General features: G+C 63.8%; 22 protein-coding genes. 16 read left to right on the forward strand and 6 right to left on the reverse strand.

What is annotated here, in order from left to right:
• Nucleotides 1-51: 51 nt before the first annotated feature.
• A complete protein-coding gene (gene nrdR / locus ACN0S5_RS05175) occupies nt 52-519 on the forward strand; it encodes a transcriptional regulator NrdR (protein ID WP_323770413.1) in 468 nt (155 codons plus the stop codon).
• On the forward strand, nt 516-1,619 hold the full coding sequence (gene ribD, locus ACN0S5_RS05180) for a bifunctional diaminohydroxyphosphoribosylaminopyrimidine deaminase/5-amino-6-(5-phosphoribosylamino)uracil reductase RibD (protein WP_417206597.1): 1,104 nt from the start codon (nt 516-518) through the stop codon (nt 1,617-1,619). Before nrdR ends, ribD begins: the two co-directional genes overlap by 4 nt.
• A gap of 123 nt (nt 1,620-1,742) precedes the next feature.
• On the opposite strand, the gene ACN0S5_RS05185 is transcribed toward ribD, so the two are convergent.
• The 3 genes from ACN0S5_RS05185 to ACN0S5_RS05195 all read right to left on the reverse strand — a co-directional run bounded on the left by ACN0S5_RS05185 (nt 1,743) and on the right by ACN0S5_RS05195 (nt 6,318).
• Nucleotides 1,743-3,779 carry a capsular polysaccharide biosynthesis protein gene (locus tag ACN0S5_RS05185; protein WP_417206598.1) on the reverse strand — a complete coding sequence of 679 codons (2,037 nt, stop codon included), beginning with the start codon at nt 3,777-3,779 and terminating at the stop codon, nt 1,743-1,745.
• A 6-nt stretch (nt 3,780-3,785) separates the two neighbouring features.
• On the reverse strand, nt 3,786-4,931 hold the full coding sequence (locus ACN0S5_RS05190) for a polysaccharide biosynthesis/export family protein (RefSeq protein WP_417206600.1): 1,146 nt from the start codon (nt 4,929-4,931) through the stop codon (nt 3,786-3,788).
• A 94-nt stretch (nt 4,932-5,025) separates the two neighbouring features.
• Nucleotides 5,026-6,318: a capsule biosynthesis protein gene (locus ACN0S5_RS05195; RefSeq protein ID WP_417206601.1), complete on the reverse strand. Its 1,293-nt coding sequence runs from the start codon at nt 6,316-6,318 to the stop codon at nt 5,026-5,028.
• Between the two features lie 89 nt (nt 6,319-6,407).
• Between ACN0S5_RS05195 and ACN0S5_RS05200 the strand changes: the two genes are divergently transcribed.
• The gene (locus tag ACN0S5_RS05200) at nt 6,408-6,995 is read left to right on the forward strand and encodes a riboflavin synthase (RefSeq protein WP_417206603.1); all 588 of its coding nucleotides are present in this window, start codon (nt 6,408-6,410) and stop codon (nt 6,993-6,995) included.
• A 20-nt stretch (nt 6,996-7,015) separates the two neighbouring features.
• Here ACN0S5_RS05200 and ACN0S5_RS05205 read toward each other — a convergent pair whose 3' ends face one another.
• From ACN0S5_RS05205 to ACN0S5_RS05215, 3 genes are all read right to left on the reverse strand, one after another.
• Nucleotides 7,016-8,074, reverse strand: coding sequence for a YeeE/YedE family protein (locus ACN0S5_RS05205; RefSeq protein ID WP_417206605.1), 1,059 nt, complete (start codon nt 8,072-8,074; stop codon nt 7,016-7,018).
• A gap of 101 nt (nt 8,075-8,175) precedes the next feature.
• Complete coding sequence (locus ACN0S5_RS05210) at nt 8,176-8,514, reverse strand: ArsR/SmtB family transcription factor (protein ID WP_417206607.1); 339 nt, start codon at nt 8,512-8,514, stop codon at nt 8,176-8,178.
• A gap of 15 nt (nt 8,515-8,529) precedes the next feature.
• The gene (locus ACN0S5_RS05215) at nt 8,530-8,913 is read right to left on the reverse strand and encodes a thioredoxin family protein (protein ID WP_417206609.1); all 384 of its coding nucleotides are present in this window, start codon (nt 8,911-8,913) and stop codon (nt 8,530-8,532) included.
• 74 nt (nt 8,914-8,987) lie between these two features.
• Here ACN0S5_RS05215 and ACN0S5_RS05220 point away from each other — a divergent pair, with 74 nt between their 5' ends.
• The 13 genes from ACN0S5_RS05220 to ACN0S5_RS05280 all read left to right on the forward strand — a co-directional run bounded on the left by ACN0S5_RS05220 (nt 8,988) and on the right by ACN0S5_RS05280 (nt 21,669).
• Nucleotides 8,988-9,725, forward strand: a complete 738-nt coding sequence (locus ACN0S5_RS05220; RefSeq protein WP_417206611.1) for a cytochrome c biogenesis CcdA family protein — start codon at nt 8,988-8,990, stop codon at nt 9,723-9,725.
• 64 nt (nt 9,726-9,789) lie between these two features.
• Nucleotides 9,790-10,374, forward strand: coding sequence for a thioredoxin family protein (locus ACN0S5_RS05225; protein WP_417206613.1), 585 nt, complete (start codon nt 9,790-9,792; stop codon nt 10,372-10,374).
• Between the two features lie 421 nt (nt 10,375-10,795).
• Nucleotides 10,796-11,272 (forward strand): sulfur oxidation c-type cytochrome SoxX, encoded by a 477-nt coding sequence (soxX, locus tag ACN0S5_RS05230; RefSeq protein WP_417206615.1) that lies wholly within the window; start codon nt 10,796-10,798, stop codon nt 11,270-11,272.
• A gap of 26 nt (nt 11,273-11,298) precedes the next feature.
• On the forward strand, nt 11,299-11,733 hold the full coding sequence (gene soxY, locus ACN0S5_RS05235) for a thiosulfate oxidation carrier protein SoxY (protein ID WP_417206617.1): 435 nt from the start codon (nt 11,299-11,301) through the stop codon (nt 11,731-11,733).
• 29 nt (nt 11,734-11,762) lie between these two features.
• Nucleotides 11,763-12,092, forward strand: a complete 330-nt coding sequence (soxZ, locus tag ACN0S5_RS05240; protein WP_417206619.1) for a thiosulfate oxidation carrier complex protein SoxZ — start codon at nt 11,763-11,765, stop codon at nt 12,090-12,092.
• A 63-nt stretch (nt 12,093-12,155) separates the two neighbouring features.
• A complete protein-coding gene (soxA, locus tag ACN0S5_RS05245; protein ID WP_417206621.1) occupies nt 12,156-13,007 on the forward strand; it encodes a sulfur oxidation c-type cytochrome SoxA in 852 nt (283 codons plus the stop codon).
• A gap of 97 nt (nt 13,008-13,104) precedes the next feature.
• Entirely contained in the window at nt 13,105-14,805 is a 1,701-nt protein-coding gene (gene soxB, locus ACN0S5_RS05250) for a thiosulfohydrolase SoxB (protein WP_417206622.1), read from the forward strand.
• Between the two features lie 94 nt (nt 14,806-14,899).
• Entirely contained in the window at nt 14,900-16,177 is a 1,278-nt protein-coding gene (gene soxC, locus ACN0S5_RS05255) for a sulfite dehydrogenase (protein WP_417206624.1), read from the forward strand.
• Nucleotides 16,161-17,420: a c-type cytochrome gene (locus ACN0S5_RS05260; protein ID WP_417206626.1), complete on the forward strand. Its 1,260-nt coding sequence runs from the start codon at nt 16,161-16,163 to the stop codon at nt 17,418-17,420. The genes soxC and ACN0S5_RS05260 overlap by 17 nt, the downstream gene beginning before the upstream one ends.
• A gap of 15 nt (nt 17,421-17,435) precedes the next feature.
• Nucleotides 17,436-18,146 (forward strand): c-type cytochrome, encoded by a 711-nt coding sequence (locus ACN0S5_RS05265; protein ID WP_417206675.1) that lies wholly within the window; start codon nt 17,436-17,438, stop codon nt 18,144-18,146.
• A gap of 410 nt (nt 18,147-18,556) precedes the next feature.
• Entirely contained in the window at nt 18,557-19,822 is a 1,266-nt protein-coding gene (locus tag ACN0S5_RS05270) for an FCSD flavin-binding domain-containing protein (protein WP_417206628.1), read from the forward strand.
• Between the two features lie 154 nt (nt 19,823-19,976).
• The gene (locus tag ACN0S5_RS05275; RefSeq protein ID WP_417206630.1) at nt 19,977-20,897 is read left to right on the forward strand and encodes a cation diffusion facilitator family transporter; all 921 of its coding nucleotides are present in this window, start codon (nt 19,977-19,979) and stop codon (nt 20,895-20,897) included.
• 142 nt (nt 20,898-21,039) lie between these two features.
• Nucleotides 21,040-21,669 (forward strand): ATP-dependent Clp protease proteolytic subunit, encoded by a 630-nt coding sequence (locus ACN0S5_RS05280; protein WP_417206632.1) that lies wholly within the window; start codon nt 21,040-21,042, stop codon nt 21,667-21,669.
• Nucleotides 21,670-21,763: the final 94 nt, after the last annotated feature.

Genomic DNA, 21,763 nt, shown 5'->3' on the forward strand with positions numbered 1-21,763 from the left:
CAACCCCATGACCAGAGGCAGGATCATCAAGAAAAACGAGGGGATGGGCCTATGCGCTGCCCGTTTTGCGGAAATATCGACACTCAGGTAAAGGACTCTCGCCCGGCAGAGGACCATGTATCGATCCGGCGACGCCGGTTCTGTCCGGCCTGTGGCGGCAGGTTCACCACCTACGAACGCGTGCAGTTGCGTGACCTTGTCGTCATCAAGACCAGCGGACGGCGTGAGGATTTCGATCGGGACAAGCTGGAACGCTCCATTCGCATGGCGCTGCAAAAACGCCCGCTTGATCCGGAACGCATTGACCAGATGATCTCTGGCATCGTGCGGCGGCTGGAAAGCATGGGAGAGACGGACATCCCGTCCAAGATGATCGGTGAGATTGTCATGGAAACCCTGTCGCGGATCGACACGGTGGCCTATGTGCGGTTTGCCAGCGTCTACAAGAACTTTCAGGCGGCGGACGATTTTGACAAGTTTGTCAGTGAATTGCGGCCCGAAGGTCAGACGGAAAAGTGACACCGGACGATCGACGCCACATGGCCCACGCCCTTGGGCTGGGTCGGCGCGGCATGGGGCAATGCTGGCCGAACCCGGCGGTCGGCTGTGTGATTGTCCGCGACGGACGTGTGGTCGGGCGCGGCTGGACCCAGCCCGGCGGACGTCCACATGCGGAAACCGTCGCGCTGGACATGGCCGGTGAGGCGGCGCGCGGTGCCACCGCCTATGTGACCCTTGAACCCTGCGCGCACCACGGCCAGACGCCGCCCTGCTGCGCGGCGCTGGTGGCTGCCGGCATTGCGCGCGTTGTCGCGCCCATCGCAGACAACGATCCACGGGTGGACGGGCAAGGCTTTGACTATCTGCGCACGCATGGGGTCGAGGTCACAACCGGCATCGGCGTCGAACAGGCTCTGCATGATCACGCCGGGTTCTTTCTGCGGGTGGCGCAGGGGCGGCCTTGGGTGACGCTGAAGCTGGCCTTGACGCTGGACGGGCGCATTGCCACCGCGACCGGCGAAAGCAAATGGATCACCGGCCCCTCTGCCCGCCGTGCGGTCCACGCATTGCGTGGCAGCCATGACGCGGTCATGGTCGGGGCAGGGACCGCGCGGTCCGACGATCCGCAACTGACGGTGCGTGGCTTCGGCCCCCGCCGCCAACCGGTGCGCGTTGTCGTCTCGCGTCTGATTGACGTGCCGTTGATGAGCCAACTGGCGCAAAGCGCAAGGGACGTCCCGCTGTGGCTGTGCCACGGTCCCGAGGCGCGCAGTGAGCTGCGCTCGGCTTGGGAGGGGGTGGGCGCGCGGCTGATCCCCTGCCAGATCACCGGCGGGCGCGTTGATCCGCGCGCCCTGTTGCGCAGCCTTGGGGCCGAGGGCCTGACACGGGTGTTCTGCGAAGGCGGCGGGCAATTGGCCGGGTCCTTGCTGATGCACGACCTTGTGGATGAGCTGCATGTCTTTTCCGCAGGCATGGCCTTGGGGGCCGAAGGCCATCCGGGGATCGGTGCGCTTGGGGTCGCCCGGTTGGACGAAGCACCGCGGTTTCAGCTTGTGGATGTATCGCCTGCGGGCAAGGACATCCACCATGTCTGGCGGCGGAGCAAGGACGGGTAATCCAGTTCGTTAACAGATGGTTAACGCCCCTTCTCAAGTTGTTACCATGGGTTAACTTGCTGTGGATAAGTCTGAAAGTAACTTTTTTATCAGGCCGATGGATCAATCAACTGTCTCAAAGCCTTAATCTCGCCACAGGTGGGCGCGGCTGGCCATCAGGCCCTGTAGTTTCGCCAGTCCCCGATTGACCGGGCCGGGGGAGGGAATGTCACCGGTTTTCAGACGGCTGACGACGGACTCTACGGAACAGGGTGAGTTTGTCAGCGGGTCGAAATAGCGCGGATAGTCGATCAGTGTGGCATGGACCAACGCGTCGAGAGTCGGGCGCGGGCCGTGCAACCTCCGGGCGGGGACGGGGCCCAGATCGCGGGTCAGACCCCAGCCCGCGTAAAACGGCGCGCCCAATGTCACCACGCGGCACCCGCGCAACAGCGCCTCGAACCCGGTGAGCGATGTCATGGTCCAGACCTCATCGACCTCCTGCAAAAGCGCGCCGATATCGCAGGTGCCCAGAACCGCATCGGCCCAGCGGTCCGGTTGGTCGACGTCACCGGCCCGCAATCCGGCTTCGACGTCCGGATGCGGCTTCCACAGGAGGACGGAGTCGGGGTTTTCGGCGCGCACGCGGGCCAGAAGATCGGCGTTGCGGCGCAGGGTCGGGCTGCCCGTGAGGATCGAGGCGTCATCCTCCACCTGTCCGGGCACAAGGATACGGTGGCCGGGGGGCAGGTCGGGCAATGAGCCGGGCAGGTTGTATTTGGATAAGCTTTCGGCCACCAGATCCCGGATCAGGCTGTGGGTACGTTGTGTCTGGTCTGGTCGCATCTCTAAGGCGCGCCGCTGAATCCAGCCTTCCAGCGCCGAAGGACGGGTGGGATCATAGTAAATCCCCTCGGAATCCAGCACCAAAGACAGTGGCGGCACCAGTTCCGCCCCCAAACCGCGCGATCTGAGGAAACCGTCCTCGACCCGCACCGTCTCTCCCTGCGCCTTGTTAGCCCAGCACATCCGGCGGCGGCCCTGTGCCTTGGCGATGTCCCCAGCCTTGTCCACATCATCTTCGAACCGCAGGCGCCTTTCCTGACCGAAGAATTTTTGCAACGGCGCTCTTTTCCACAGACGCATGCCCGAGGCGACCCATCCGGTGCGATCCTCGCGCCAAGCCCGCGACCGGGCCTCCAGCGCGCCCAGCACATCCTCGATTTGGCATAGCCGGTCGCCATGCGGATCGTACCAGCGCGGGTAAAGGATCAACGCACCGGTGCACAGTTGCGCCCGTGTCAGCTTGCGCGTGCGGCGCGGGATCACATCCTCATCCTCGGTCAACCCCCAGCCTGCATAGAACGGCAGGCCAAAGACGCGCGGGCGGTGGCCCGCAAGGATTGCCTCGAACCCCATCTGCGAGGACACGGTATAGACCGCCGTCGCACCATCCAGCAGGGTCCAGGGCGAGGCCGGCCCGTCATAAAGCGATACCGTCTCGCCGGTGTCGGTCTCGGTGTAATGGCCCGCGCGATAGCCTGCCTCGGTTTCCGGATGTGTCTTCACAACGATGCGCGCGCCGGGGTTTTCCTCACGCGCGACAAACAGCATCTCCAGAAACCGGGCCCGATCCGCGCCGCTGGCGCGCACAGAGGCGTCGCCGCGGGTCTGGTCGATCACCAGAACATAGCCCGGTTCGGGCACCGCCACGTCCAGCCGGGTGGCGGAATACTTGCTCAGATGGCCCTCCCGCATCCGCGCCGCGATGCCGCGCGCGCGGTCCAGCAGCGCGGTGTCATCCAGCGGATGCGTGTTCAGCAGGGTCTCAAGGTCAGAGGGTGCGCGCCCGTCGAAATGCACGCCGGTGTGGTCGATCAGCAGGCCAATGGGCGGCTCACCGGCGCGCCCCGGATGCAATGAACGCAGAAAGGCATCCTCGACCCGCACCAGCCCCGCGCCGGTTCTGGCGGCCATCGCCTCGCCCCGGTGGGCGTAGGGGGACTGGCCCCAGACACCGATCAGGTCCGCAGGGCCGGGCCTTCCAAGGGACACGGGATACCCCGCCAGCGACAGGATCCGGCGCAGCCTGCGCTGGCGCAGGAAACCGCCGTTGTAGACAAAAAGACGCCGGGGGTGAGTGCCCCCGGCGTGTCCCGTTCCTGTGTCGCTCCCCTGCAAGGGAGGTCAGCCGCCCGACAGCGTGTCTGCGGCTGTGGTGAGCGTGCTCACCGCGCCCAACGTGCCGGTCAGGGCCGCGATGACCTTGTTCCACTGGGCAAACGGCGCTTCGGTCACATACAGGGTGTCCTGATCGCGGATGATGAAATCGCGCGCCATGAACATGCCGTTCGGCTCTGTCAGGTCCAGCACATAGACCATCCGCTGCGCGCCGATCAGATCGTCACGGCCCAGAACCTGATTGGCAACCTCTGCCGGTTCGTTGCGCAGCACAAAGACGCCGGTCGGGTCTGCCGAGGCGGACAGCAGACCGCCGACCTGTGCAATCGCCTCCACCGCCGAGATCACCTGTGTTTCGAACGGCACGCGGGCCTGAGTGCCGGTCGCGCCCAAAGCGGTAAAGGAGCGGGTGTCTTCCTCGACCAGAACCCGGTCGCCGCCGCGCAGGGCGATGTCGAACCTGGGGTTCTCAAAAAGGTCCTGGAACCAGATCTTGCCTTTGTGGTCGCCGCGCAGGACCGTCACCTGCGCGATTTCCGGCTGGATCGTGATGCCACCGGCCCGTGCCAGCATGGCCGATAGGGTGCGGGTGGGGCGCTCGATCGCAAAGACGCCCTGACTGCCCACCGCGCCGACAAGGCTCACGGTTGATCCGTCACCGGCCAGCCGCCGCACCTCGACCTGCGGGTCGGGTGTCTGGTCTTCGAGGCGTTCAGTGATGATCTGGCGGATGCGTTCCGGCGTGTTGCCCGCCGCGCGGATACGGCCCGCGTAAGGCACAAAGACAAAGCCCGCGCCATCCACCTGCACCTCTTCGAGGATCGTGGCATTGGCGGTTTCGGCGGCCAGCAGACCGTCGTCAACGTTTTCCCAGATCGTCAGGCCCAGCGTATCGCCGGGGCGGATGGTGTCCGAGCCTAGCAGGCTGGCGTTCTTGAAGGTATCGGAAAAGCCAAGAGAGGGCACCACGGCGGTGGCGCGTGTCACCCGGTCGTTGACGGAGACGATAAAGGCATCGCCTTCACGTTGTACCGATCCGGCAAAGATTTCACGTTTGTTGGGACCAACGCGGGGAAGGCCGCAGGATGCCACAAGCGACACCGCGACCAGGAACGCGATTCCACGCGCCCACCGGGAAATGGGTTGTTTCACTGCTCGGTCTCCTCGACCTTATTATTCTGCCTCAGGTTTTTTCTGTAACGTACCGGACTCCTGCCAAAATTGCCAGTCCGGGGTGCAGCAAGGCCTAGTCCACCAGACGCAACTGTTGCCGTGGGGCCGCGGTGCCATGGCTGAGCGCATCATAGGGATCGTCGGGCGACAGCATCATATCGACAACCTGACGCAACAATTGCCGCCGTCCGCGCGCGGAATAAAACCCACCCGGAAGCTGCGAGGTTTCCAGCAGGTAGCGCCGGTAATCCTTGTAGGCGCGGCTGTCGGGGCGGGTCGGCATGTCGAAAAATTCTGACAAGGGTTGGGTCGAGACGAATTCAGGCTTGGCATAGACCGCGTCGCCAAAGACCTTGAGCGGGATGCCCCGCCACAGCACTTGCTGAGCGGCGGTGGAATTGACCGTGACCGCGCTGCGCGCGTCGTTCAGCAGCTGCGCCAGCTTGCCGCCGCGCACGTAATGCACGCGGTCGTAGACCCCGTGTTTGCGGGCCGAGGCGGTCACCGCACGGCGCACGCGGGCGCGCCCGTCCTCCAGCGGATGCGCCTTGAACACCAGATGATGATGGCCCGGCGCGCCTTCGGCAAAGCCCGCGATCACCAGATCGACAAAATCGGGCATGGTGTCGAAGGGGGAATGTTTCTGAAAGCTGGAGTCATGCTCCAACTGCATCAGCGCCAGATGATAGGGAAAGCCGCCCATGCGGATGCGCGCCGTGGCGATCACCCGGTCAAGCCAGCTGGCGGGCATCAGGAACAGCCGCCGCAAGTACAGCAGGAATTCCTGAAAGACGCTGAGCGACCGATGCGGCTGAAAGTTCCGGTAGTCGCCGTTCCGGAACATCACGAACCAGTGGTAGAGCGCGCCGTAAAAGATGTGCTGGCGCATGTCGCCCCAATGGGCCGGGGGCAGGGGGGCCTCCATATCGGACAGTTCCAGCGCGTGGCGCATGTCCTCCACGCTCATCCGCATCAACCGGGAATGCCCGTTGCTGCCGCCGCGCTCATAGGTGACCCAATAGGGCCGCATATAGCCTTCTTCGAAGACATGGACCGTCAACCCGCGCGCCTTGGCCTGTGCCACGGCCTGCGCGTGAATGGGGCGGACATCGCCGTACAGGACAATGTCGGTGACGTGGCGGTCCTCGATCAGGTTGGTGAACCAGTCGGACCAGTCCTCAGGCGTGCCGCGATAGGGCAGATAGCTGCGGGGATGGAACCAGAAGGCGCGGTCCCCGGCGTTAAAGCCCACGCGCCAGACCTCTGCCCCGGTTTTGCGCAGCATTGCGCCAAGCCGGTGAAAGAAAGGGCCGTGCGGTCCCTGCAAGAACAGAAAGACCCGTGTGTCGCCGGTTGCCTTGGTCATGGTGCCGCTTTATGTCCGGTGTCTGAACAAAGCTTTACCGCGTGAGTTCGGCGAAATTAAGGCTCCGCGGCTCGGGAAAGGTCACATCCATGTTCACCGGCATCGTCTCCGACCTCGGCACCGTCCGCGCATTGGACCATCGCGGCGACCTGCGGGCGCGGATCGCCACCTCATACGACACCGCCGGGATCGACATGGGCGCGTCGATTGCCTGCAACGGGGTCTGCCTGACGGTTGTGGGGCTGGGCGCGGATTGGTTCGACGTGGATATCTCGGCCGAAACGGTGTCCAAGACCAACGTCGGCGACTGGACAGAGGGCAAACGCCTTAATCTTGAACGCGCTCTGCGGGTTGGGGATGAGTTGGGCGGGCACATCGTGTCCGGCCATGTGGACGGCGTGGCCGAGGTGATGGCCATGGCGGACGAAGGCGACAGCACCCGCGTTACATTCCGCGCGCCAGAGGCTTTGGCGCGGTTCATCGCCCCCAAGGGGTCGGTGGCGCTGAACGGCACCTCGCTGACCGTGAATGAGGTCGCGGGGCGCGATTTCGGCATCAATTTCATTCCCCACACCAAGGCCGTGACCACATGGGGTGAGGTCGCCGTGGGCGACAGGATCAACCTAGAGATCGACACGCTGGCCCGCTACGTCGCGCGGTTGCAGGAATGGGGCTGAGGCGCATCCGCGCCTGACCGTCACTCTGCTGGCTGGAATCCCACGATCAACTGACGCAGCCCCAATGCCGCCCCGGCAAAGATCGCGGCGAACGTCACCGGGGCAGAGATCGCCAGCACAGAGAACGCCGACAATCCCTGACCGATGGAACAGCCCAGCGCCACAACCGCGCCGCCGCCCATGAGGGCCGCGCCGATGATCTGACGGCGCAGTTCGCGCGGGTCTTCGCAGGCCTCCCAGCGAAAGTGCCCCTTGATCAGCGACCCGATAAAGGCCCCGCCCCAGACGCCGGCCACCGATCCCACCGCGAAACTCAGCGGTCGGGCAGAGCCGGTCATCCACCACAGGATCGTGTCCCCCAGAGGCGCGGCAAAGCTGTGCGACACCACCGGCAATGCCTCGAACCCTTCGCGCGCCACCCATGAGGTGCCCGCCCACGCGCCGACCACCGCCAGCCCGACAACGGCGGCCCAGACCACCTGCGCGGGCTTTTCCCAGACGGCCTTGGACGCGGCGGAGCCCGCAAGGATCAGCGCGCCGATGGTCAGTCCGATCACGGTCACCGACATCCCGCTGAGCGCCGCCAACTGGTGCGCGATCCCCGGCGCGACGTCTGTGGTGACGTCGGACTGGGGAAAGATCAGCGTCCGCAGCGGCGCCAGCGGCCCGGACAGCACGACAAAGGTGGACACGCCCATCACCAGCACAATCACGAAGCTGCGCAGGTCGCCGCCGCCCAGCCGCGCGATGGCCCCGTAGCCGCAATTGCCCGACAGGGCCATGCCGTAGCCAAACACCAGCCCCCCCAGGATCGAGGCCAGAGGCATCCAGCGGGTCGACAGATAATAGGTCTGTGAGTCCACCAGCAGGCCGGACCCCATAAGGGCGAAACTGCCGATCACCGCCAGCCCGATCGCCATGCCCCACATCCGCAACCGCACGGTCGATCCGCCGTAAAGCGCGTCCTCGATCGCGCCAAGGGTGCAGAAGCGGCCCAGCCGCGCCGCCAGCCCCAAAGGGACGCCCGTCGCAAGCCCGATCAGCGCCACGAGATGGTGTTCGGACAGAAACGAAATCATGTGTGGGCCTCCTCCTGACCCGGCGGTGCGTTCCTCGTGCCCGCGCCCCATGTCCGTGACAAAGGCCGCGCCGCCACGGTCCTTGCGGTATTACGGACGGCTCAGTCGTCGTCGCGGCAGAACAGATCGTAGACACATTCCAGCATCTTGCGCGGCCGTTCGTCCGCAAGCCGGTAGTAAATCGCCTTGCCATCGCGGCGCGGCACAACAAGCCCTTCGAGCCGCAGCCGCGACAGTTGCTGACTGACGGCGGCCTGACGCGCGGCCAGCAGATCTTCGAGTTCGGTGACCGATTTCTCACCGGTGACCAGATGGCACAGGATCATCAGCCGACCCTCGTGACTGATTGCCTTTAGAAATGACGACGCGGCGGTCGCCTTTTCGACAATGGCGTCCAGCTCGTCGTCCGTCAGGTCATCATGCAGTACCGGAAGTGCCATATTTCCTGTTCTTCCTCAGTCGTTGCTGCTCAGGGCGAAAGCGGTATTTTCTACGAGGAGCCGTGTGTAAAGCGGCCAGAAAAAGTCCTCGCCAACGTAGCCTTCCATACGGGCGATTTCGTCGCCGCCTTTCACAAGGATGAAGGTCGGAGTGAAATTCACCCGCCGCGCGTAGGTCACTCCTTCGGGCGGTCCCATGCGCAGGTCCGCCCGTTCCAGCGGTGCAAACCTGCCTTCGTCGGTATGCGGATAGGCCGGGGCGATCTGGTCATTCCACGCGGCGCAATAGGCGCAGCCTGGCTGTTCGACCATGATCAACCTGTAGTCGCTCGCCCATGCCGAGGTGGCCGTCAGAACGAGGCTCAACAGGAGCGCAGAGAGGTATTTCACGGATTTCATTTTGCACCAATTGACGCGGGCCTGACAAACAACTTAATCTGAATATGTGAATTGATCAAGGAAAGGCGGGGCCGGTGCTCGATATTTCATTCGCGGGTGCAGCACTTGCCGGACTGTTGAGCTTTTTCACCCCCTGCATCCTGCCGATGGTGCCGTTCTACCTGTGTTACATGGCGGGCATTTCGATGTCCGAACTGCGCGACGATGCCGGGATCACGCCGGGCGCTCAAAGACGCCTGATCCTCTCGTCGCTGTTCTTCGCCGCCGGGGTCACGACGATCTTTGTCCTGCTGGGCATGGGCGCAACGGCGGTCGGACAGGCCTTTGCCGACTATCTGGACACCCTGAAATGGGTGGCGGTGGTGATCCTCGGGGTCTTTGGCCTGCACTTTCTTGGCGTCCTGCGCATCGGCCTGCTGTACCGCGAGGCCAAGATCGAAAGCAGCGCAGAGCCGACAACCGTCTTTGGTGCCTATGTCATGGGCCTCGCCTTTGGTTTTGGCTGGACGCCCTGCGTCGGTCCGGCGCTGGCCTCGATCCTGATGATCGCCAGCGGCATGGGCGACATTTCGCGCGGCGGGTTGCTGTTGCTGGTCTACGGCATCGGCATGACCGCGCCTTTCGTTGTGGCGGCGCTGTTTTCGGGGCCGTTCCTGCGCTGGACCGCGCGCCATCGCGACAAGGTGCATTACGTCGAAAAACTCATGGGAGTGATGCTGATCGTCTTTGCGATTCTCATTGCGACCGATACTGTCAACCTGATCGCCCAGTGGATGATCGAGACCTTTCCGTCCTGGACGTCGCTGAGCTGACACGCTGAATGTGCGGTCGCGGGGCCGCGGGGCCCTGCGCCGTGCCAAATAGGAGGAAACCGGGATGAAACACTGGATCGGTGCGGCATTGGCCGTGGTCATGGCGCTGCCTGTGGCGGCGCAGCACATGGGCGATGACGGTCTTTATAAAAGCCCGTGGATGCGCGACACCTTCAAGGATCTGCGCGAGGATCTCGCAGAGGCAAACGCCGAGGACAAGCGCCTGGTACTGTTTTTTGAGCAACGCGGCTGCATCTACTGCAAGAAGATGCACGAAGAGGTGTTCACCGACCCCGAGGTGTCCGAGTTCATCGATTCAAACTATTTCGTGGTTCAGCTCAACCTGCACGGCGATATCGAGGTGACGGATTTCGACGGCGAGGTGCTGACCGAAAAGGAAATGGCGCGCAAATGGCGGGTGCTCTTTACCCCCAACATCGTCTTTCTGCCCGAAGAGGTGCCAGAGGGCCAAAGCGCGCTGGATGCGGCGGTGGCGGTGATGCCGGGGGCCTTTGCCAAGGGCACTTCGCTGGACATGTTCACATGGGTTGCCGAAAAGCGTTACGACATGCTGGATGAGACCGGCGAGGACTTTCAGCGCTACCACGCCCGCCGGATTCAAGAGCGCAACAACGGCAAATTCGACTGACGTCCGGGGCGTCGGTTCGCGGTCTCGTGCGGTGCGGTCGCCTGGGCCGCCGTGGTGTTGGCCGGGCGCGCCTGGCCAGGCCGGAATCGGTCCGGTCCGGCGGGGTGGGGCCGATGAAACTGTCGGCGCCGGGGCGTGTTCGGCACTGTCCGGCAGACGCGATTTGCCTTGGCCGACGGTGGGTCACACCGCGCGGCCTTTGGCGTCAACCCTCTGCTGAAGTACTGAAAAATGAAGCTGGCAGAAGGCTTTGCCTGCCGGTACAGACAGACCATGCGGGCAGGCAGGTGCGACCAAACGGAGCAATAATTCACATCCCTGAATTTGTTGTTGCGTAGAGGTCGCCCGGTAGCCTACGGTATACGTCAACAGGTATAAATGAGGGTCTCCTATCGGTGACTCAAAGGCCTAGGGAGGGAACATGAGGCTTACAGCAATCACGGCGGCGGCGGTCCTGGCGACCGGAGCGGCGTTCGCGGACACGGTCGCCCCCGGCGATGTCCAGTTTGGCGAATACGGCGATGTCACCACGTCTCTCAGCGGTATGGCGGGCGACGCGGACAGCGGGCGCGTCATCTTTTCGTCCCGGTCCAAAGGCAACTGTGCCGCTTGCCATTCGGTCGCGCAATTGCCCGATGTGGCGTTTCAGGGCGAAGTCGGCCCCGAACTGACCTGGACGGGTGAGTCGCGCACCGCCGAGGAACTGCGCGGCATCGTGGTCAACGCCAAGATGACCTTCCCGGACACGGTGATGCCTGCGTTCTACAAGACAACCGGCTTTATCCGTCCCGGCGACGGCTACACCGGCAAGGCCGCCAAGGGTGAACTCTCGCCGATCCTGTCGGCTCAGGAAATCGAGGATGTGGTCGCCTTTCTGCTGACGTTGCAGGAAGGCTGACCCCGGATCACATTAGGAGAAACATGATGGACTTCACGAGACGTGATACTCTGGCGCTGGGTGCCGGTGCCGCCGCAGTGGCCCTGCTGCCGCTGCGCGCTTTGGCCCAGGCCGACCCGAACGCCGAACTGGTCGGCGTGCCCGACGACTTTCTGGCCGGCGCGACCGCCGGCACCGGCGACCTGACGCTGACCGCCCCGGAAATCGCCGAAAACGGCAACACCGTGCCGATTTCGGTCGACGCCCCCGGCGCGGTCGAGATCCGCGTCTATGCACTGGGCAACCCGACACCGGGCGTCGGGGTCTTCCGTTTCGGCCCGCTGGCCGGTTCGCAGGCCGCGTCGACCCGTATCCGCCTGGCCGGAACGCAGGACGTGCAGGCAATCGCCAAGATGGCAGACGGCAGCTATGTGACCGCGATGAAGACCGTCAAGGTCACCATCGGCGGCTGCGGCGGCTGATCAGCGGAAACCTAGAGGAGTTCTGAGAAATGGCATCTGGTGTCAAACCCCGCGTCAAGGCCCCCAAGAAGGCATCCGCCGGTGAGGTCGTGACCATCAAGACCCTGATTTCGCACAAGATGGAATCGGGGCAGCGCAAGGACGGGTCGGGCAATGTGATCCCGCGCTCGATCATCAACCGCTTTACCTGCGAGTTCAACGGTCAGAGCGTGATCGACATCGTTCTCGCGCCCGCGATCTCGACCAACCCCTACTTCGAATTCGAAGCGACCATTCCGGAAGCGGGCGATCTGAAGTTTACCTGGTACGACGATGACGGCGACGTCTACGAAGATACCAAATCGGTCGCCGTCGGCTGACCTGGCAAGATAAATCCTGTCCCGCACGACGCGGGGCTGGATCGCCAATTGGGAGGGATACCTATGAAATTCAAGGCATTGACGGCTATAGCCGCACTGCTGCTTGCGCCCGCGGCCTTTGCCGGCGGCGCAGATGACGATACGCTGACCATCAACGGCGATCTGGAGATGGTCACCAAGGCGGCAGCGCCCGATCACCTGTCGGACGCGCTGGACGAGGTTGTCTCCGGCTGGCACTTCCGGTCGGACGAAACGCAGCAACTCCAGACCGACGACTTCGAAAATCAGGGCATGATTTTTGTCGATCAGGCCATGGACCAGTGGAACACCGCCGAAGGCGCCGAAGGCAAATCCTGCGCGGATTGCCACGGCGATCCGGCGGACAGCATGGTGGGGGTCGCCGCGACCTATCCGAAGTGGAACGAAGAGGCCGGTGAACTGCGCACGGTCCAGATGCAGGTCAACGACTGCCGGACCAACCGCATGGGGGCGGACGCGTGGAAATACGACGCCGACGCGGCGGTCTCGATGGAGGCGCTGATTGCCTCCGTGTCGCGCGGATTGCCGGTCAATGTGGCCATCGACGGCCCGGTTGCCGACGCCTGGCAAAAGGGCAAGGAGATGTACTATACCCGCTTTGGCCAGCTTGAACTGTCCTGCGCCAACTGCCACGAGCAGAACTACGGCAACTACATCCGCGCCGACCACCTCAGCCAGGGCCAGATCAACGGGTTCCCGACCTACCGTCTGAAAAACGCCAAGCTGAACGGATCGCATTCGCGCTTCAAGGGCTGCATCCGCGACACCCGCGCCGAAACCTTCGGCACCGGTTCGCCGGAATTCATCGCGCTGGAACTATACGTGAAATCGCGCGGCAACGGCCTCTCGGTCGAGGGCCCCTCGGTCCGCAACTAAGACACACGACCCCGCGTCAGGTGACTGGCGCGGGGTTTCCTTTCTCCAACAAATTCACACATGCGCATGTGTGTCATGAGATAGAAAGTCCCTCCCCATGATCTCAAGACGCGATTTCCTGCAAGTGTCCATGGCCGCCTCGGCGATGCTCGGCGCGTCCGGCTTTGGCAACTGGGCGCGGCTCGCCGCCCAGCAAAAGCTGACCCAGGACCAGTTGCTGCAATTCGACACCTTCGGCAATGTCAGCCTGATCCACGTCACCGACATCCATGCGCAGCTGAAACCGATCTATTTCCGCGAACCCTCGGTCAATATCGGCGTCGGTGGCAACAAAGGTGCGGTGCCCCATGTCACCGGCGCGGATTTCCGCAAGCTGTACGGCATCGACGACGGCGCGCCCTCGCATTACGCGCTGTCCTCGGGTGACTTCAGTGCGCTGGCGCAAGGCTATGGCCGCGTCGGCGGCATGGACCGCGTCGCCACGGTGGTGAACTCGATCCGCGCCGACCGCCCCGATGCGCTGCTGCTGGATGGCGGCGACACATGGCACGGCTCCTACACCTGCTACCACACCGAAGGGCAGGACATGGTCAACGTCATGAACGGGCTGAAGCCCGACGCCATGACGTTCCACTGGGAATTCACCCTCGGGTCCGAGCGGGTGCAGGAACTGGTCGAGAACCTGCCGTTTGCAGCACTTGGCCAGAACATCTTTGACGCCGAATGGGATGAACCGCTGCCGGATCTCTTCCCGCCCTACAAGTTCTTTGAGCGCGGCGGCGTCAAGATCGCCGTTATCGGTCAGGCCTTCCCCTATATGCCCATCGCCAACCCGCGCTGGATGTTCCCCGAGTTCTCGTTCGGCATCCGCGACGAAAACATGCAGGCCATGGTGGATGAGGTCCGCGCGCAGGGGGCCGAACTGGTGGTCTGCCTGTCGCACAACGGCTTTGACGTCGACAAAAAGATGGCCTCGAAGGTCACCGGCATCGACGTGATCCTGACCGGCCACACCCATGATGCGCTGCCCGAACCTGTGCTGGTGGGGGATACGATCCTGATCGCTTCCGGCTCCAACGGCAAATTCGTCTCCCGCGTCGATCTGGACGTGCAGAACGGCCGCATGATGGGTTTCCGGCACAAGCTGATCCCGATCTTCTCGGACGTGATCACGCCGGCCCCGGAAATGGCCAGCCTGATCGACGAACAGCGCGCACCCTACAAGGCCGACCTCGAAGAGGTGATCGGCCAGACCGACTCGCTGCTCTATCGCCGGGGCAACTTCAACGGCACATGGGACGACCTGATCTGCGACGCCCTGCTGTCCGAGCGTGAGGCCGATATCGCCCTGTCGCCGGGCGTCCGCTGGGGCCCCTCGCTGATCCCTGGTGACAACATCACCCGCGAGGATATCTGGAACGTCACCTCCATGACCTATGGTGAGGCGTACCGCTCTGAAATGACAGGCGAATTCCTCAAGGTGATCCTTGAGGACGTGGGCGACAACATCTTCAACCCCGACCCCTACTACCAGCAGGGCGGCGACATGGTGCGCGTTGGTGGCATGGGCTACCGCTGCGACGTGTCCAAGCCGCAGGGGCAGCGGATCTCGAACATGACCCTGCTCAGCACCGGAGAGCCGATTGACCCGGCCAAGACCTATGTGGTCGCCGGCTGGGCCAGCGTGAACGAGGGCACCGAGGGGCCGCAGATCTGGGATGTGGTCGAAAGCCACATCCGCAAGCAGGGCACCGTTTCGATTGCGCCCCGCGACACCGTTGAGGTGGTTGGCGTCTAAGACGCCGCCACGTCTTTCAGGCGGGCTTTGGCCCGCCTGTTTTCCAGCCAACTCATTCACATAGATGAATGATATGATCCGTAAGGAGAACGCAATGAGCAAGGACGCAAACGGCCCCTCCCGCCGCCAGTTCCTGACCAGTGCCGCCGCTCTGGGGGCAGGCGCGGTGGCGGCCACCGGCGCGCGCGCCGCTGGCCCCGATCCGCTGATCACCGAGGTGCAGGACTGGGCCACGGGCCTTGGCGCGGGTGTCGATGAGGTCCCCTATGGCCTGCCGATCAGGTTCGAGGACGACGTCATCCGCCGCAACGTCGAATGGCTGACCGCCGATACGATTTCCTCGATCAACTTCACGCCGATCCACGCGCTGGACGGCACCATCACCCCGCAGGGCTGCGCGTTTGAGCGTCATCATTCCGGCGCGATCGAACTGTCGAAATCCGACTACCGGCTGATGATCAACGGTCTGGTGGACAAGCCGCTGGTCTTCTCCTACGCCGATCTGGAACGTTTCCCGCGCGAACAGCATGTCTATTTCTGCGAATGCGCCGCCAACACCGGCATGGAATGGGCAGGCGCGCAATTGAACGGCGCGCAGTTCACCCACGGCATGATCCACAACATGGAATACACCGGCGTGCCGCTGCGCACCTTGCTGGCAGAGGCCGGACTGGAGGCTGCGGGCGACTTCAAGGACAAATGGGTCTACGTCGAGGGCGCGGATGCCTCCTCCAACGGTCGTTCGATCCCGATGGAAAAGGCGATGGACGACGTTCTGGTCGCCTTCAAGGCCAATGGCGAGGCTCTGCGCAAGGAGCACGGCTATCCCGCCCGCCTTGTCGTTCCCGGCTGGGAAGGCAACATGTGGGTCAAATGGCTGCGCCGGATCGAGGTCATGGATGGCCCGGTCGAGAGCCGCGAAGAGACTTCGAAATACACCGACACGCTGGCCGACGGCACCTCGCGCAAGTGGACATGGGTCATGGACGCCAAGTCCGTCATCACCTCGCCCAGCCCGCAAGCGCCGATCAAGCACGGTCATGGCCCGCTGGTCATCACCGGCATGGCGTGGTCCGGCCACGGCAAGATCACCCGTGTCGATGTGTCCAAGGATGGCGGCATGACATGGGAAACCGCCCGTCTGGCCGCCCCCGGTGAGGACAAGGCGCTGACCCGCTTCTACCTCGACACCACATGGACCGGCGAAGACATGCTGCTCCAGTCCCGCGCAATGGATGAGACCGGCTATGTCCAGCCGACCAAGGCGCAACTGCGCGACGTGCGCGGGCTGAACTCGATCTATCACAACAACTGCATCCAGACATGGCACGTCAAAGCCAATGGGGAGGCCGAAAATGTCGAAGTCTCTTAAACTCTACGGCGGCGTCGCCGCGGGCATCGGCCTGATGCTGGTGGGCGCGTATAACTTCGCCGATCGCAATATCGCGGGCTATCCCAGCAATCCGCAGGTTCTCGCAAACCTGCCCGCCCCCATCCCCGAGCCGGTGGCCCCGGTGCAGACCGCTGCTGCCCCAGACGCGGCGGACCCGGCGGCGCTGGATGGCGGCATCGTCGGCGCCGCCCACGCGGACAATGGCGACAGCACCGGCCTGCGCTTTGGCCTTGGCCGTGAGGCCCTGCCAGAGGAAGTCGCCGCCTGGGACCTCGACGTCAGCCCCGATGGCACCGGCCTGCCGGTCGGCAGCGGCACCGCGCTGGCGGGCGAGCCGCTGTTCGAAGAGAACTGCGCCGCCTGCCATGGCTCTTTCGCCGAGGGGGTCGGCAACTGGCCGAAACTGGCCGGGGGCGGCGGCACATTGGCCGACGACGACCCGTTAAAAACCGTGGGCAGCTACTGGCCCTATACTTCGACGATCTGGGACTATGTCCACCGCTCCATGCCCTTTGGCGCGGCGCAGACCCTGTCGGATGACGATGTTTACGCCATCGTCGCCTATATCCTCTATTCCAACGACATCATCGACGATGCGTTCGAGGTCTCCAACGACACCCTGCCGACGATCACGCTGCCCAACGCCGACGGCTTTGTCGTCGATGACCGGGCCCAGACGGAATACAGCCTCTGGCGCGCGGAACCTTGCATGGAAAACTGCAAGGATTCCCCGGTTGAGATCACCATGCGCGCCACGGTTCTGGATGTGACCCCGGATGAGGCGGGCGCAGAGCCCGCCGTTGACCCGGCTTCCGCCGCCGACCCGGCAGAGGTCGCCGCCACCGACCCGGACCCCGACGCCGCCCCGGCAGTCCCCCCTGCGGCCGCCCCGGCAGAGGGCTCGCTTGACCCCGAACGGGTCGCCGATGGCAAAAAGATCTTTGGCAAGTGCAAGGCCTGCCACCAGATCGGCGACGGGGCCAAGAACCGCACCGGCCCGCACCTGACCGGCGTGATCGGTCGCGCCATCGGTGGCATCGAGGACTTCAAATACTCCAGCGCGATGGCCGACATGGGCGGTACATGGGACGAAGACACCCTCGCCGCCTTCCTCGGCAACCCGCGCGGCACCGTGAAGGGCACCAAGATGGCCTTTGCCGGTCTGAGAAAGGATGAGGATGTCGCGGCAATGATTGCCTACCTCAAGTCCTTCGGCCAATAAGGTCTGACCATGATGATGCGGCTGACAATAACAGCCCTCGTCGCGCTGGTTCCCCTCGGGGGGCCAGCACAGGCAGAGGAGGAGGCCCGGCTGATCGGCGATGCGGATCGCGGGGCAAATCTGTTTCGCCAATGTATCGGTTGTCATCAGGTTGGCGAAGGGGCCAAGAACCGCATCGGCCCGCATCTCAACGGCATTTTCGGACGCCGCGCGGGCAGCATAGAGGGGTTCGACTATTCCAAATCAATGGAACGCGCCTCAAGCGACGGCCTGACTTGGGACTACGACCTGCTGGACGCTTATATCGAAAACCCCCGCGTTCTGATTTCCGGCACGCGCATGTCCTTCCGGGGCATCAAAGACGCACAAGACCGCCACGACGTGTTGGCCTATCTGCGCCAGTTTTCCGCCAATCCGCAGGACATCCCCGAGGCCGCCCCCACCGCCATCGCCCGTGAGGTGGACCTGCCGCCCGATATCCTCGCCATCGTGGGGGACGTGGCCTATGGCGAATACCTCGCGTCCGAATGCCTGACCTGCCACCGGCGCGACGGGGCCGACGACGGCATCCCCTCTATCGTCAAATGGCCCGAAGAGGACTTTGTCATCGCCATGCACGCCTACAAGCGTAAGCTGCGGGTACATCCGGTGATGCAGATGATGGCCGGACGCCTCAGCGATGAGGAAATCGCCGCACTGGCGGCCTATTTCGCAACCATCGAATGACGAAGGGTCAGGTATTCCGCAATTGAGCAAAATCCACCCAGAGAAGACAGTGACCATGCAGGGCAACGCGCCCCGCCGCAGCGGTGCCATTTCCGCCTCTGCGCTTGTGTGTTCCGCCGGGATAACCCCGGCCAGTTTGGATGGATTTCATGCGGATGCCTTTCGCAACCCGGATACTGATGTTGGGTGCTTTGCTGGCGCTGGCGGCGTTCTTCGGCCTCTTGCCGACGTGACACCGCCGGACCCAAACACCTCCAAGACCTTTTTCAACTGCCCCTCGCCCCGCGCAGCCCCGTGCCGCGCGGGGTTTTTCGTGGCTTTGGGAATGACAACGGGGCGTCCTCGTCCCGGTTTGAAAGGCGGAGGGCAGCCGCACCGATAACCCTGCCCAAACAAGGAGGAGAACGGACATGACATTGAACAGACGCAGATTTCTGGGCAGCGCTGCGGCGGCAGCCTCGCTCGCGGCACCGATGGTACAGGCCGCCAGCCACGGCAAACCGCGCGCCGTGGTGATCGGCGGCGGGGCAGGGGGCGCGACCGCGGCCCGCTATATCGCCAAGGACAGCAATGGTGAGATCGACGTTATCCTGATCGAACCCTCGCGCAGCTATTACACCTGCTTTTTCTCCAATCTCTACATCGGCGGCTTTCGCGATCTGCAAAGCATCGAACACAACTATGCCAAGCTGGCCTCTGACTACGGCGTCAACGTCGTTCATGACTGGGCCGTGGGCGTGGACCGCGACGCCAAGACCGTGGCACTGGCCGGTGGCGGCAGCGTGCCCTATGACCGGCTTGTGATCTCGCCGGGCATCGACTTTGTCGACGGCGCGGTGCCCGGCTGGGACGTGACCGCCCAAACCGCCATGCCCCATGCCTACAAGGCCGGCACCCAGACCGCGTTGCTCAAGGCACAGATCGACGCCATGCCGGAGGGCGGCACCTATGTCATGGTCGCGCCCCCCAACCCCTACCGCTGCCCGCCCGGCCCGTACGAGCGGATTTCCATGGTCGCCCATGTGCTCAAGGCCACCAATCCCACCGCCAAGATCATCATAGCCGACCCGAAAGAGGGGTTCTCCAAACAGGCGCTGTTCGAAGAGGGCTGGCAAAAGCACTATGGCGGCATGATCACCCGCATCGGCCCGGATTTCGGCGGCGAGAACGTCTCTGTGAACCCCGACACGATGGAGGTCGACATCGACGGTGAGGTCATCAAGGCGGATGTCTGCAACGTCATTCCGGCGCAAAAGGCGGGCATGATCTGTGCCGCCGCCGATCTGACCGATGGCAACTGGGCACCGGTCAACGGTCACACCATGCAATCGCGGCTGGATGAGAATATTCACATCCTTGGCGATGCCACCAATCAGGGCGACATGCCGAAATCCGGCTTTTCCGCCAACAGTCAGGCCAAGGTCGCGGCGATGGCGGTGCGCGGTGCGCTCACCGGCAGCCGCGTCTTCCCGGCCAAGTTCTCGAACACCTGCTGGTCGCTGATCGACACCGACGACGGCGTCAAGGTGGGCGCGACCTATGAGGCGACGGATGAAAAGATCGCCAAGGTCGACGGGTTCATCTCCGACACCGGTGAGGACGCCGCCCTGCGCAAGGCCACCTATGAGGAAAGCGTCGGCTGGTACGCTGGCATCACCTCGGACATGTTTGGCTAAGCGCGCTGGGCCATGAAACCTGTCGTCCGCCGCGCGCCCTGCGCGGCGGACTGCGGCAAGGTCACGCGGCCGCACAGGCAGACCCGCGCGACCCCCGGTCGCGGAGGGGCCAAGCCACCTTGACCCTCATCGCCAATGGGCGCTTTCTCAGCCCATGCCACACGGACACCACCATCATCACCACCACCACGTCGACCCCGATGCCGGCGACGCCCGCATGGCGGCTGCCGTCGGTGTGAACCTGCTGTTGACCGTCGCGCAGGTGGTTGGCGGGGTGCTCTCCGGCTCGCTCGCCATGATCGCCGACGCGCTGCACAACTTCTCGGACGCGGCCAGCCTGATCATCGCCGCATGGGCCCGCCGCATTGCCCGCCGCCCCGCCGACGCAGAGATGACCTTTGGCTATGGCCGGGCAGAGGTGGTCGCCGCGCTGATCAACCTGACCACCCTCATCGTGATCGGCCTCTACCTGATCTATGAGGCGGTGATGCGGTTCTTCCAGCCGCAAGAGGTGATCGGCTGGCTGATCATCGTCATCGCCGCCGTCGCGCTGGTCATCGACCTTGTGACCGCCGCGCTGACCTACCGCATGGCGCAGGACAGCGTGAACATCCGCGCCGCCTTTCTGCACAACCTCGCCGATGCCATGGGCTCGGTCGCGGTGATCGTGGCGGGGGCGCTGATCTGGGCCTTTGGCTGGACATGGGTCGACCCGGCCATCACCCTGCTGATTGCCGGCTACATCCTGTGGATGGCATGGTCCGAAATCGGCGGCGTCATCCGCATCCTGATGCTGGGCAGCCCGCCGCGCATGGCCCCGGAACATGTGCTCAAGACCGCCGAGGCCGTGGACGGCGTGCAAAGCCTGCATCACGCGCACCTGTGGCAGATGGATGAGCACGCCACCGCCCTGCAAGCGCATCTGGTGATAGAGACCGGCGCTTGGGTCCATGCCGACGCGATCAAGGACCGGGTCAAGACGCAACTGGCCACCGCGCACGGGCTGACCCATGTCACGCTGGAAATGGAATGCGCCGCCCACATTTGCACGGATGTGCGCCGGATCGGCCACTGATCCGGGTCTGTGCCGCCCCGCGCAAGGCCGCCCCGCCTCCGGGCGTTTTCCCCTGCGCCCCTTGCAGCCCCCCAATGGCGATACTAAGACTCAGGTAACATCCAAGCGTTACACCTTTGACAGCATTTGCAGGCAGGCTGAAATGAAAGATCCGATCGAGACATATATGAACCTCGTCCCCATGGTCGTCGAGCAGACCAGCCGCGGGGAACGTGCCTATGACATCTTCTCCCGCCTGCTGAAGGAACGCATCGTCTTCCTCAGCGGTCCGGTGCATGACGGCATGTCCTCCCTCATCGTGGCGCAGTTGCTCCACCTTGAGGCGGAAAACCCGTCCAAGGAAATCTCGATGTATATCAACAGCCCCGGTGGCGTTGTGACCTCGGGCCTGTCGATCTACGACACCATGCAATACATCAAACCCAAGGTGTCGACCCTTGTCATCGGGCAGGCGGCCTCGATGGGGTCTTTGCTGTTGACCGCCGGTGCGCCGGGTATGCGCTATTCGCTGCCCAACAGCCGCATCATGGTCCACCAGCCCTCCGGCGGCTATCAGGGGCAGGCGACAGACATCATGATCCACGCCGAAGAAACGCTGAAGCTGAAGCGCCGCTTGAATGAGATCTACGTGAAACACACCGGTCAGGACTACGACACGGTCGAACGCGCGCTGGAGCGGGATAATTTCATGGACGCCGAACAGGCCAAGTCCTGGGGGCTGATCGACGAAATCGTGACGTCGCGCACGTCCGAGGGTGACAGCGACGCCTAATGAGGCAGCCCCGCGCCGCAGGGTGGGGCGGGGCGAATTTTCGGATTGTCGCGCCCGACCACGTGGCCTAAGCTGTCCGAACACTGGCGGCAGG

It is taken from the genome of Antarctobacter sp., from assembly GCF_048262615.1.
Classification (GTDB): Bacteria; Pseudomonadota; Alphaproteobacteria; order Rhodobacterales; family Rhodobacteraceae; genus Antarctobacter.

What these genes read in the sequence shown, in the direction of transcription:
- nrdR (WP_323770413.1), top strand. Translation starts at nt 52, where the DNA reads ATGCGCTGCCCGTTTTGCGGAAATATCGACACTCAGGTAAAGGACTCT.
- ACN0S5_RS05195 (WP_417206601.1), bottom strand. Translation starts at nt 6,318, where the DNA reads ATGACCAAGGCAACCGGCGACACACGGGTCTTTCTGTTCTTGCAGGGA.
- ACN0S5_RS05200 (WP_417206603.1), top strand. Translation starts at nt 6,408, where the DNA reads ATGTTCACCGGCATCGTCTCCGACCTCGGCACCGTCCGCGCATTGGAC.
- ACN0S5_RS05205 (WP_417206605.1), bottom strand. Translation starts at nt 8,074, where the DNA reads ATGATTTCGTTTCTGTCCGAACACCATCTCGTGGCGCTGATCGGGCTT.
- ACN0S5_RS05210 (WP_417206607.1), bottom strand. Translation starts at nt 8,514, where the DNA reads ATGGCACTTCCGGTACTGCATGATGACCTGACGGACGACGAGCTGGAC.
- ACN0S5_RS05215 (WP_417206609.1), bottom strand. Translation starts at nt 8,913, where the DNA reads ATGAAATCCGTGAAATACCTCTCTGCGCTCCTGTTGAGCCTCGTTCTG.
- ACN0S5_RS05225 (WP_417206613.1), top strand. Translation starts at nt 9,790, where the DNA reads ATGAAACACTGGATCGGTGCGGCATTGGCCGTGGTCATGGCGCTGCCT.
- soxX (WP_417206615.1), top strand. Translation starts at nt 10,796, where the DNA reads ATGAGGCTTACAGCAATCACGGCGGCGGCGGTCCTGGCGACCGGAGCG.
- soxY (WP_417206617.1), top strand. Translation starts at nt 11,299, where the DNA reads ATGGACTTCACGAGACGTGATACTCTGGCGCTGGGTGCCGGTGCCGCC.
- soxZ (WP_417206619.1), top strand. Translation starts at nt 11,763, where the DNA reads ATGGCATCTGGTGTCAAACCCCGCGTCAAGGCCCCCAAGAAGGCATCC.
- soxA (WP_417206621.1), top strand. Translation starts at nt 12,156, where the DNA reads ATGAAATTCAAGGCATTGACGGCTATAGCCGCACTGCTGCTTGCGCCC.
- soxB (WP_417206622.1), top strand. Translation starts at nt 13,105, where the DNA reads ATGATCTCAAGACGCGATTTCCTGCAAGTGTCCATGGCCGCCTCGGCG.
- soxC (WP_417206624.1), top strand. Translation starts at nt 14,900, where the DNA reads ATGAGCAAGGACGCAAACGGCCCCTCCCGCCGCCAGTTCCTGACCAGT.
- ACN0S5_RS05260 (WP_417206626.1), top strand. Translation starts at nt 16,161, where the DNA reads ATGTCGAAGTCTCTTAAACTCTACGGCGGCGTCGCCGCGGGCATCGGC.
- ACN0S5_RS05265 (WP_417206675.1), top strand. Translation starts at nt 17,436, where the DNA reads ATGCGGCTGACAATAACAGCCCTCGTCGCGCTGGTTCCCCTCGGGGGG.
- ACN0S5_RS05270 (WP_417206628.1), top strand. Translation starts at nt 18,557, where the DNA reads ATGACATTGAACAGACGCAGATTTCTGGGCAGCGCTGCGGCGGCAGCC.
- ACN0S5_RS05275 (WP_417206630.1), top strand. Translation starts at nt 19,977, where the DNA reads ATGCCACACGGACACCACCATCATCACCACCACCACGTCGACCCCGAT.
- ACN0S5_RS05280 (WP_417206632.1), top strand. Translation starts at nt 21,040, where the DNA reads ATGAAAGATCCGATCGAGACATATATGAACCTCGTCCCCATGGTCGTC.